The following is an 11,638-nucleotide window of genomic DNA, read 5'->3' on the forward strand; positions in this document are numbered from 1 at the left end:
ACAGAGAAAGAGCTGGCGCGTTTCCTGCAAGTCCCCCCGATATCGCCATAAAACGAGCACTTCCGGTGAATCCAGAAGCGCCCTGAGCGGCATTGAAGGTTTTATCCAGAAGGCCTGCAAAAGCTTGATACAGCTTGGCTGAGCCCTGTGACGAACAAGAGGGGAGACGATGAAGGCAGTTATTTTGGCGGGCGGCCTGGGCACGCGCATCAGTGAGGAGTCGCACCTCAAACCCAAGCCGATGATTGAAATCGGCGGCAAGCCAATTCTCTGGCACATCATGAAGCAGTACTCCGCTCACGGGATTCATGACTTCGTGATTTGCCTGGGCTACAAGGGCTATGCAATCAAGGACTTCTTCGCCAACTACTTCCTGCACACCTCTGACGTCACCTTCGACATGTGCAACAACCGCATGGACGTTCACCAGAACTACAGCGAGCCGTGGCGCGTCACGCTCATCGATACCGGTGAAGAAACCATGACCGGTGGCCGTTTACGTCGTGCCAGCCGCTATCTGGAAAACGAAGAAGCGTTTTGCTTCACCTACGGCGACGGGGTGTCCGATTTGAACATCGGTGCTCTGGTGGATTTTCACCTGTCCCACGGCAAACTCGCGACCGTCACCGCTGTGCAGCCTCCTGGCCGTTACGGCGCCCTGGAGCGCGACGGTGACAGCGTTAAAGGTTTCATTGAAAAGCCGCGCGGTGACGGCGGCTGGATCAATGGCGGTTTTTTTGTGCTGTCGCCAAAAGTGCTGCCGTACATCGCCGACGACCAAACATCCTGGGAGGCCGAGCCGTTGGCCGCGCTTGCCGACGAACTGCAGCTGCAAGCGTTTCAGCACGACGGCTTCTGGCATCCGATGGACACCCTGCGCGACAAAAACCACCTTGAGCAGCTGTGGCTGAGCGGGGAGGCCCCATGGAAGCAATGGGGCTGAGCCCGGAATTCTGGCGCGGCAAGCGGGTTCTATTGACCGGGCACACCGGATTCAAAGGCAGTTGGCTGACGTTGTGGCTGCAAAGCCTCGGCGCGAAAGTCACTGGGTTTTCCCTTGATCCGTCCACCGAACCGAGCCTGTTCGAACTGGCGCGTGTCCACGAAGGCATCAACGATCAGCGCGGTGACCTGCGTGACCTGGGCGCCTTGCTCGAATTGATCACCGACACCCAACCGGAAATCGTCCTGCATCTGGCGGCGCAACCGCTGGTGCGCGAGGGTTATCGTGATCCGCTGGGGACTTACTCCAGCAACGTCATGGGCACCTTGAACCTGCTTGAAGCTATCCGTCAGGTCGGTGGCGTGCGCGCCTGCGTGCTGGTGACCACCGACAAGGTCTACGCCAATCAGGAATGGCTGTGGCCATACCGTGAAAACGAAGCCCTGGGCGGCCACGATCCTTACAGCAGCAGCAAGGCGTGTTGCGAGTTGCTGGCGCAGTCTTATGCAGCGTCGTTCTTCCCGGCCGGGAAATATGCCGAACACGGTCTGGCCCTGGCCACGGCCCGAGCCGGCAACGTGTTGGGCGGCGGCGATTTTGCCCCGGAGCGTTTGATTCCCGATGTCCTGAAAGCCTGGTCGGCCGACGAACCGGTGACCCTGCGCTACCCGCAAGCGGTCCGCCCGTGGCAACACGCGCTGGAGCCGCTGGCCGGTTACCTGCAGCTGGCCGCCGGTCTTTACGAGCGAGGTCCCGAGTTTGCCGATGCGTGGAACTTCGGTCCGAGCGAAGCGGACATGTGCAGCGTCGGCGAAGTCGTCGAACTGCTCGCCAACCGCTGGCCACAAGCGCGCGGATTGCGCATAGAACCGAGTGATCTGCATGAAGCAGGCCTGTTGCGCCTGGACAGCAGCCGCGCCCGTCAACTGTTGGGCTGGCAACCGCGCTGGTCGTTGCAGCAATGCCTGACCCAGACCCTCGATTGGCACCTGGCGTGGCAAAACGGCGATGACATGCGCGCCATCACGTTGAGCCAGTTGAATCTGTACCGAGGCGCGCTGTGAGCGAGTTTCTGTTGAAGCCTTTGCCGCTGGCCGGACTGTTCAGCGTGCAGCACAAACGCTTCGAAGATGAGCGTGGGCACTTCGCCCGGCTGTTCTGCGAGGGCAGCCTGAGTGCCTTCGGCCAAGCGTTTCATATTCGCCAGATCAACCATTCCTGCACCCGTGTGCGCGGGAGTGTGCGTGGCTTGCATTACCAGAATGCCAACGCGGCGGAAGCCAAACTGATCAGCTGCCTGCGCGGTGAAGTCTGGGACGTGGCGGTGGACCTGCGGCCCGACTCCGCAACGTTCCTGCATTGGCACGCCGAACACCTGCGCGCTGGCGACGGTCGCAGCCTGCTCATTCCTGCCGGATTTGCCCACGGCTTCCAGACCCTGACCGACGACGCCGAATTGCTTTATCTACACAGCGCCGACTATGCGCCGGAGCACGAAGGTGGTTTATCGGTGAACGATCCACGGCTGGCGATAGCCTGGCCGTTGCCTGTCAAAAATCTGTCAGCCAGGGACGCCAGCCATCCCTTGCTCGATGAACGCTTCGCTGGAGTGCGTCTATGAACTGTCGTGGTTGCGGAACTTCTTTGGCCTTGCCGCTGATCGACCTTGGCACATCGCCGCCGTCGAACGCCTACGTTCGTGCCGATCAGCTGGAACAGGCCGAACAATGGGTGCCGCTGAAGGTCGCGGTGTGTCAGCAGTGCTGGTTGGTGCAAACCGAAGATTACACCCGTGCCGACAGCCTGTTCGACGCTGAGTATGCTTATTTCAGTTCGTTTTCCAGCACCTGGCTCGCGCATGCCGATCGTTACGTTGCCGAGATGGTCGAGCGCTTCGGCCTGACCGCCGACAGCCGTGTGGTGGAAATCGCTGCCAACGACGGTTACCTGTTGCAGTACGTCGCCGGTCGCGGCATCCCTTGCCTGGGTGTTGAACCGACCCGCAGCACCGCGCAAGCGGCGCGCGAAAAGGGCCTGGAAATCCGCGAGTTGTTCTTCGGCCGTCACACCGCTGCGCAATTGGTCGGCGAAGGCTGGTCTGCGGACCTGATGGCTGCCAACAACGTGTTGGCCCACGTGCCGGACATCAATGATTTCCTCGGTGGTTTCGCCACCTTGCTCAAGCCGACCGGCGTGGTGACCTTCGAGTTTCCGCAACTGCTGACGCTGATGGCCGGCCAACAGTTCGACACGCTGTATCACGAGCATTATTCCTATTTGTCGCTGACGGCTGTGCAGACGTTGTGCATGCGCAACGGCCTGGAAGTGTTCGACGTCAGTCAGCTGTCGACCCACGGCGGTTCGCTGCGGGTCTTCGTCCAGCGCGCTGATGGCGTTCGTCGGGACGTGCAACCTGCGGTTGCTCAGCAACTGCACGCCGAACTCGTTGCCGGGGTGAAAACGCCCGAGTACTACGCGACTCTCGCACCGGCCGCCGAACATATAAAACATGAACTGCTGCGCTTTCTGCTTAAGGCCAAGGCTGACGGCAAACGAGTGGTCGGTTACGGCGCCGCCGCCAAGGGCAACACGTTGCTCAACTACGCCGGGGTCAAGCCGGACCTGCTGGCCTGGGTCGCCGACGCCAATCCGCACAAACAGGGCAAGTACCTGCCGGGCAGTCGCATTCCGATTGTTTCGCCAGCCCGGATCGAGCTCGAAAAGCCGGATTTCGTACTGGTGTTGCCGTGGAACCTGCTGCACGAAGTCAGTCAGCAACTGGATCAGGTGCGTCAGTGGGATGGCCGCTTCGTGATCGCCGTGCCTGAGTTGACCATCCTGTGAAAGTGCTGGTGACCGGTGCCACCGGGTTCGTAGGCCGCCATTTGGTCACGGCGTTGCTTGCCCGTGGCTGCGAAGTTCGCGCGGTGGCGCGCAATGCCGAGACCGCCGCGAGCTTGCCGTGGATCAATGCCGTGGAGTTCATCACGGCGGATATTCACGGCGAAGACCTGAACATCACCGCAATGAGCGATGGCGTCGACGCCCTGGCGCATCTGGCCTGGCCGGGCTTGCCGAACTATCAGGCGCTGTTTCACTTCGAGCACAACCTGATGGCCGATTACCGGTTCATCAAGGGCGCGGTCGAAGCGGGCGTATCGCAAGTGCTGGTCACCGGGACCTGTTTCGAATACGGAATGCAAAGCGGCCCGCTCAGCGAGCAGGCCGCGCCGCAGCCCGGCAACCCTTATGGGTTGGCAAAAAATACCCTGCGTCTGTTCCTCGAAAACCTGCAGAGGGTTCAGCCGTTCACTCTGCAATGGGCGCGGTTGTTTTACCTGCACGGCGAGGGGCAAAACCCCAACAGTTTGCTCGCAGCGCTGGATCGGGCGATCGATGCCGGCGACGAGCGCTTCAACATGTCGGCCGGCGAACAATTGCGCGATTACCTGGCGATCGAGACGGCTGCCGGCTACCTCGCGGCGATCTTGCAACAGCGTGACTTCGACGGCGTGATCAATTGCGCCAGCGGCCAGCCGGTTTCGGTGCGGGCGCTGGTCGAGCAGCGAGTGCGAGAACGCGGTGCGTCGATCGATTTGAACCTGGGTCATTACCCATACGCGACCCATGAGCCGATGGCGTTCTGGGGCGTGGCGGACCGTTTGCAACAGCTACTGGGAGCAGAGCATGAGGCATGAGTTGTATCGGGTCGCCGACCTGCCGGTGTTGCAGAACCGCACCTTTGCCGACCCGGCGTCGGCCAGGGCCTCGGCGTGCGCCGACATGGTACTGGTGCAAGATGAAAAGAGCGGGCTGATCTTCAACCAGGCCTTCGACGCCGACAAGCTCAGCTACGACGCCGACTACCAGAACGAGCAGGCGCATTCGGGCCAGTTCCAGAAGCACCTGAACGATGTCGAAGGCATCATTGCCCGCCACTTCAAGGGTCAGGAACTGATCGAAGTCGGTTGCGGCAAAGGCTACTTTCTCGAACTGCTCAAAGGCCTGGGCTACGCCATCACCGGCATTGACCCGGCCTACGAAGGCAACAATGCCGACGTGATCAAGGCACCGTTCACCCGTGGCCTCGGCCTGGCGGCTGACGCCATTGTGCTGCGCCATGTGTTGGAACACATTCAGGACCCGGTGAGTTTTCTGGTCGAGATGGCCAACGCCAATCAGGGCGGGCAGATCTACATTGAAGTGCCGTGCTTCGACTGGATCCTCGAACACCGCGCCTGGTTCGACCTGTTCTACGAGCACGTCAATTATTTCCGCCTCGATGACCTGCGCCGGATGTTCGGCACCGTGCATGAGGCCGGTCACCTGTTCGGAGGCCAGTACCTGTACATCGTCGCCGACCTTGCGACCTTGCGCCTGACCCCGGAACAACCGGTGCCACGCCTGGACCTGCCAAGTGGTTTTACCAGCAGCCTTGAGCGCGCGGCGCAAATCATCCAGACAAACCCGGAGCAGGGTTCGGCGATCTGGGGCGCGTCGTCCAAAGGCGTGATCTATTCGCTGTTCCTGCAACGGGCCGGTGTGGCGGTGGATCGCGTGGTGGATATTAACCCGGCCAAACAGGGTCGGTATCTGCCCCTGAGCGGCGCGCGCGTGTCCTCGCCCCAAGAGGCGATGGACGCTTTGCCCGAAGGCGCCAACCTGTTTGTGATGAACTCCAACTACCTCGAAGAAATCAAGCGGATGACCGGTGGACGCTACGTCTATCACGCCGTAGACAGCGCTTCGTTCCAGTGACTATTGAGACTTATAAAATGACAGACGACACCATCAATAAAGCTTTCGAAGCCGAGTGCCAGGCAGAAATCGCACGTCAGGGCGATGACCGGAAGCTGACCGGTCTGGCCCGGGATTTTTTCAACGAATCGGCCAGACACAAGTACAGCTACCACTTCTCGTGGATGGGCCGCCCGATCATCCAGTTGCCGCAAGACATTATGGCGATGCAAGAGATCATCTGGCAGGTCAAGCCGGACCTGGTGATCGAATGCGGCATCGCCCATGGCGGCTCGATCATCTACTACGCGTCCCTGCTGGAGCTGCAAGGCCACGGCGAAGTGCTGGGCATTGACCTCGACATTCGTGCGCATAACCGCGAAGCCATCGAAAGCCACCCGATGAGCAAGCGCATCTCGATGATCGAGGGTTCGAGTATCGACCCTGCTATCGCCGCACAAGTGCACGCCGCGGCCGAAGGCAAGAAAGTCATTCTGGTGCTGGATTCCAACCACACCCACGATCACGTGCTGGAAGAACTGCGTCTGTACGCTCCACTGGTTTCGGTCGGTAGCTACTGCGTCGTCATGGACACCGTGGTCGAAGACATGCCGGAAGATGCGTTCCCGGATCGTCCGTGGGGCAAGGGTGACAACCCGAAAACCGCGGTCTGGGCCTACCTGGAAGAAAACCGTGATTTCGAGATTGACCGGGCGATGGACAACAAGCTGCTGATCTCGGTCGCGCCAGACGGCTATCTGCGCCGAGTACGTTAAGCGACACCTTTATTCAAGTGTTCATCAGGCAAACGGTCTGTGGTGGGGAAGGATATGCAAGGCATTTACGGTTCTGAAAACACGCTGCCCCTGAGTGAGCTGTTCACTCTGGTGCTGATTTCACACAATCGCCCGGCGTTCTTGCGCAGGGCATTGCAGTTCTACAGCACGTTGCCTTGCAAGATTCTGGTCCTCGATTCATCGACCGTTGCGCTGGAGGGCGCGGCGGTGGTCGCGGACACCATCGACTATCGGCATTTGCCGCAGTTTGGCTACTGGGGTATCCAGACCAAACTGGTGTATGGCGTAGAGCAGGTCACCACGCCGTACATGGTCTTCGCTTCCGATGATGATTTTCTGTTGCACGGTGCCCTCACCGAGTCGGTGAACTTCCTCGAAGCTAACCCGGACTACGGTCTGTGTCATGGCTATTGCCTGATGTACCTGACCCACTCCAACTACGTGCAGTACTACCGGCGTGACAAGAAAGTGCACGAGGACTACAACGCCGAGCGCGGTCAGGATCGTGTACTCGATTACATGAGCCAGTACATTCCGCCGTTCTATGCGGTGCACCGTACTTCGTTGTTGCGTGACTGGTATGAAGCGCTGCCTGAAGGCACGATCTTCGAGTGGCAGGAAATCGGGCATGTCTACTACATGCTGGCCCGGGCCAAGGCGCGGATTCTTCCGATGCCTTACGTGGTGCGTGAGATCAACTACGGCCGCTCGGATCACAACACCGAAATCATGACGACCTTGAGCTTCAAGGACGCCCGCTCTGTCGCCGACCGCGAGCGCTTTGCCGGATTTCTGGCGTCGCTGCCGACTGGCATCAGCGGTCTGGACGAAAAGCAGACCGCCGAGGTTGCCCTGCAAAGCTTCGCCGCCCTGGCCGAGAGCCTGACAATCCGTAACGCGTTGACCATCGAGCCGATTTTCGAGTCCTACTGGACAGATCCGACGGTGGGGCCGAAGCGGGTCTTTGGCGCAAAGCAATACGTCGAAATGCCGTTCTACAACAGCGCTTTCTTCGAACAACTCACGCAGTTTGAATTTTTGCTGCATGCGATGCCGGCCGGGCGCCTGCAACTCGAAGAAATGGAAGGCGTATTGCTCAAACAAGAGGCCTTGCAGCGCACCTACTCCAATGACAGTTCGGCGACGATCCAGAACCGTCTACTTGAAGCTGTTCGGCTGGGTGCCTTCAACCGTCGGGTGCTGCAAAAGCTTGGGCAGCAGCTCCAGCAAATGGATGAGCCTGCTGATGCCCAGGTGCTGGCCGACTGGGTTCAGCGTCTGGACAGCGTGCCGATCTTCGACAGTCGCCAGTTACTCGATACGATGCCATCGGGACGTCTGCACAACTGGCTGCAAGCCCGGCAACCGAACGACACCGCGGTGAGAAAAATCAACCAGCACCTGGCGGCCAACGAAGGGGGGCCTCAGTTCGGCATTTTGCTGCTGGATATGGACGCAGACATGGACAAACTCCAAGTCACCCTGGATAGCCTTATGGAGAGTGCGTTCCGGGCGTTCAAAGTGGTGGTCTTCACCACGGGCGACTTGCCGGCGGTCACCACGGCACAAAACACGCTGCATTTCGTCAAGGTCACGGCGACCAATTACGTAGACAAGCTGAACCAGATCGCTCGCCAGTCAACGTCGGACTGGTTGCTGCTGGCCGAGGCGGGCGACGAGTTCACCGCTGCCGGTTTCCTGCGTGCCAGCCTCGAGTTGCAGAACGCCGAGGGTTGCCGCGCGGTGGCGATGGACGAAATTCATCGCCAGACCAATGGCACGCTGGTCGATGTGTTCCGGCCAGCCTTCAACCTCGACCTGTTGCAGAGCCTGCCGTCACTCATCGCACGGCACTGGCTGATTCGCCGCGAAGCGCTGGTGGAGGTCGGCGGTTTTGCCCGCGAGTTCACCTCGGCGCTTGAGTTCGACCTGCTGCTGCGCTTGATCGAAACCGGTGGCCTGGCCGGCCTTGCCCATTTGGCCGAGCCGTTGCTGATCACCGCAGCCCCGGAGCCGACAGCCAACGAACACGAGCGTCAGACGTTAGTCCGTCATCTGGCGACCCGCGGTTACCAAGCCCAGGTCAGCGCCGAAGCATCGGCTGGTTTACGTATCGAATACCGCCATGCCGGGCGTCCGAAGGTATCGATCATCATCCACAGCCAGGACAACCTGGAGCATCTGCAGCGCTGCCTGGTCAGTGTCTTGCAGCGCACGCGCTATCAAAACAACGAAGTTGTCATTGCCGATAACCACAGCCAGTCCGCCGAGCTTCACACCTGGCTAGACAGCCTGGAACGAAACGGGCGGGGCCGGATTCGTCTGGTCAAGGCTGCCCAGCGACTGAGCACGTCGGCCCTGATCAACCTCGCAGCCGGCGAGGCGCAGGGTGAATACCTGGTGCTGCTGGCGGCGGACGCCGAAGTGGTCAACGCGAACTGGATCGAAGCGTTACTCAATCAGGCCCAGCGTCCCGAAGTCGGCGTGGTTGGTGCCAAGCTGGTGGACCGCGAGGGTAGCGTGACCAGTGCCGGGCTGATTCTGGGGCTCAACGGCGGGATTGCTTCACCCTTCATCGGTGAGAAAAAGGACGCGTCGGGCTACATGCGCAGACTGCTCGTCGAGCAAAATTACGCGGCCGTCTGCGGTGCATGCCTGATGATTCGCAAGGAAGTATTCGACGCACTCGGTGGTCTGGATCGTGAGCATTTCGATGAGGTGTACGCCGATGTCGATCTCTGCCTGAAAGTCGCCGACGCCGGGTTGCTCACGGTGTGGACGCCGCAAGTGCAAATAGCCCACCCGGGCACCTTGCCGGACGATCCCCAAGCAGTGGCGGCCCTGCGCGACAAGTGGCAGGCGCGCTTTGTGCACGACGAGGCTTACAACAACAACCTGGCCTTGACCGGCAAGGGCTTTGCCCTGGGTGAAGCAGCCCCGGTGAACTGGGCGCAGTTGCTCGCATAAGCCTGACTGACAGGTAAAAGGACTCAAGGCATGTTCAACGGTAAATCGATTTTCATCTCTGGCGGCACCGGCTCGTTCGGGCGCAATTTCATCCGCCGGTTGCTGGAGCAATATCAGCCCAAGCGTGTGGTGGTGTTCTCCCGCGATGAGCTCAAGCAGTACGAGATGCAACAGACCTTCAACGCGCCGTGCATGCGTTACTTCCTCGGCGATGTGCGTGATGCCGAGCGTTTGCGTCAGGCCATGCGCGGTATCGATTACGTGGTGCATGCCGCGGCACTGAAACAAGTGCCGGCGGCAGAATACAACCCCACCGAATGCATTCGTACCAACGTCAACGGTGCGGAAAACATCATTGCCGCAGCCATCGATAACGGCGTGAAAAAAGTCGTCGCGCTGTCCACCGACAAGGCGGCCAGCCCGATCAATCTGTACGGCGCGACCAAGCTGTTGTCGGACAAATTGTTCGTCGCCGCGAACAACATTGCCGGTGACCAGAACACCCGTTTTTCGGTGGTTCGTTACGGCAACGTCGCCGGCTCGCGGGGGTCGGTGGTGCCGTTTTTCAGCAAGCTGATTGCCGAGGGCGCCACGGAGCTGCCGATCACCGATGAGCGCATGACGCGTTTCTGGATCACCCTCGATCACGGCGTGCAGTTTGTGCTCGACAGCTTCGCCCGCATGCACGGTGGTGAAGTGTTTGTGCCGAAGATCCCGTCGATTCGTATCGTCGATCTGGCGTTGGGCATGGCTGAACATTTGCCGCACAGGAACGTCGGTATTCGTCCGGGAGAAAAACTCCATGAGCTGATGGTCCCGCTGGATGATGCGCGGATGACCCTGGAGTTCGATGATCACTACACGATTCAACCGTCGATTCGTTTCACCAGCGTCGACGTGGATTTTGCTGTCGACAAACTGGGCGAGCAGGGCACGCCAGTGAGCGAGGATTTCGAGTACCGTTCCGACACCAACCCGCACTTCCTGTCGGTCGGCCAGATCGCAGATCTGCACGCGGAGCTGTCGGCATGATTCCCTACGGTCGGCAAAGCCTCGATCAGGCAGACATCGATGCGGTGGTCGCCGTGTTGCAGTCCGACTGGCTGACACAAGGGCCGACCATTGAACGCTTCGAACAGGCCATGGCCGAGCGTTGTCAGGCTGATTTCGCGGTGGCGGTGTGCAATGCCACCGCCGCGTTGCACATTGCCTGTCTCGCTGCCGGGCTCGGCCCGGGAGACCGGTTGTGGACCACGCCGAACACCTTTTTGGCTTCGGCCAATTGTGGTCGCTATTGCGGCGCCGAAGTGGACTTCGTCGACATCGATCCGCTGACCTGGAACCTCGACGCCTACACGCTGGCGGCGAAGCTTGAAGCTGCCGAGCGTGACGGCACGCTGCCGAAGGTCCTGGTGGCCGTGGCGTTTTCCGGTCAGAGCTGCGACATGCGCATGATCGCCGAGTTGGCGGAACGCTATGGCTTTACGGTGATCGAGGACGCGTCCCACGCGGTCGGCGCATCCTATGCCGGGCGTCCGGTGGGCTGCGGCGAATTTGCGTCGATAACGGTGTTCAGTTTTCACCCGGTGAAGATCATCACCAGTGCCGAGGGCGGCATGGTCCTGACCAATCGCCCGGAATTGGCCGAGCGCTTGCAACGCTTGCGCAGCCACGGCATGACCCGCGATCCGCAGCAGATGACTGAACCCAGTCACGGTCCCTGGTACTACCAGCAAGTGGAATTGGGCTTCAACTACCGGATCACCGATCTGCAAGCGGCGCTCGGTTTGTCACAACTGAACAAGCTCGATGGCTTCATCGAGCGTCGTCGTGAACTTGCGGCGCGGTATGACCGATTGCTGGCGTTACTGCCGCTGACCTTGCCCAGTGCGCAGCCCGAAGCCGAGTCGGCGTGGCATCTGTACGTGGTGCGGTTGCAACCTGATCGGATCAACCTCAGCCATCGGCAGGTGTTCGAAGGGTTGCGGGCAGCCGGGATCGGAGTGAACCTGCACTATATTCCGTTGCATTTGCAGCCGTACTATCGCGAGCTGGGATTTGCCGAAGGTGACTTCCCACAGGCCGAACGTTATTACGCTGAGGCCATCAGCCTGCCGATGTTTCCTTTGCTGAGCGATGAACAACAGGACTTCGTGGTCGAGCAACTGCGTCGGCTGGTTCTTGAGGAGTAGTG

10 protein-coding genes are annotated in these 11,638 nt (G+C 60.1%); all 10 read left to right on the forward strand.

Going from position 1 to position 11,638, the window contains the following annotated elements:
- The first annotated feature begins 169 nt into the window (after positions 1-169).
- From rfbF to pseC, 10 genes are read left to right on the forward strand one after another with little or no spacing between them, the layout of a single operon-like run.
- Positions 170-943 (forward strand): glucose-1-phosphate cytidylyltransferase, encoded by a 774-nt coding sequence (gene rfbF, locus KW848_RS07710; RefSeq protein ID WP_218536474.1) that lies wholly within the window; start codon positions 170-172, stop codon positions 941-943.
- On the forward strand, positions 925-2,007 hold the full coding sequence (gene rfbG, locus KW848_RS07715; protein WP_218536475.1) for a CDP-glucose 4,6-dehydratase: 1,083 nt from the start codon (positions 925-927) through the stop codon (positions 2,005-2,007). Before rfbF ends, rfbG begins: the two co-directional genes overlap by 19 nt.
- On the forward strand, positions 2,004-2,564 hold the full coding sequence (locus KW848_RS07720; protein WP_218536476.1) for a dTDP-4-dehydrorhamnose 3,5-epimerase family protein: 561 nt from the start codon (positions 2,004-2,006) through the stop codon (positions 2,562-2,564). The genes rfbG and KW848_RS07720 overlap by 4 nt, the downstream gene beginning before the upstream one ends.
- Complete coding sequence (locus tag KW848_RS07725) at positions 2,561-3,787, forward strand: class I SAM-dependent methyltransferase (protein ID WP_218536477.1); 1,227 nt, start codon at positions 2,561-2,563, stop codon at positions 3,785-3,787. The genes KW848_RS07720 and KW848_RS07725 overlap by 4 nt, the downstream gene beginning before the upstream one ends.
- Positions 3,784-4,641: an NAD(P)-dependent oxidoreductase gene (locus tag KW848_RS07730; protein ID WP_218536478.1), complete on the forward strand. Its 858-nt coding sequence runs from the start codon at positions 3,784-3,786 to the stop codon at positions 4,639-4,641. Before KW848_RS07725 ends, KW848_RS07730 begins: the two co-directional genes overlap by 4 nt.
- Entirely contained in the window at positions 4,631-5,701 is a 1,071-nt protein-coding gene (locus KW848_RS07735; protein WP_218536479.1) for a class I SAM-dependent methyltransferase, read from the forward strand. The genes KW848_RS07730 and KW848_RS07735 overlap by 11 nt, the downstream gene beginning before the upstream one ends.
- A gap of 17 nt (positions 5,702-5,718) precedes the next feature.
- Positions 5,719-6,456: a cephalosporin hydroxylase family protein gene (locus KW848_RS07740; protein ID WP_218536480.1), complete on the forward strand. Its 738-nt coding sequence runs from the start codon at positions 5,719-5,721 to the stop codon at positions 6,454-6,456.
- Positions 6,457-6,510: 54 nt separating this feature from the next.
- Positions 6,511-9,444 (forward strand): TIGR00180 family glycosyltransferase, encoded by a 2,934-nt coding sequence (locus KW848_RS07745; protein ID WP_218536481.1) that lies wholly within the window; start codon positions 6,511-6,513, stop codon positions 9,442-9,444.
- A 30-nt stretch (positions 9,445-9,474) separates the two neighbouring features.
- Positions 9,475-10,476 (forward strand): UDP-N-acetylglucosamine 4,6-dehydratase (inverting), encoded by a 1,002-nt coding sequence (pseB, locus tag KW848_RS07750; protein WP_074874516.1) that lies wholly within the window; start codon positions 9,475-9,477, stop codon positions 10,474-10,476.
- Positions 10,473-11,636 carry a UDP-4-amino-4,6-dideoxy-N-acetyl-beta-L-altrosamine transaminase gene (gene pseC, locus KW848_RS07755; RefSeq protein ID WP_218536482.1) on the forward strand — a complete coding sequence of 388 codons (1,164 nt, stop codon included), beginning with the start codon at positions 10,473-10,475 and terminating at the stop codon, positions 11,634-11,636. The genes pseB and pseC overlap by 4 nt, the downstream gene beginning before the upstream one ends.
- Positions 11,637-11,638 lie beyond the last annotated feature (2 nt).

Origin of the sequence: Pseudomonas sp. PDM25, assembly GCF_019219045.1 — a bacterium.
Lineage (GTDB): Bacteria > Pseudomonadota > Gammaproteobacteria > Pseudomonadales > Pseudomonadaceae > Aquipseudomonas.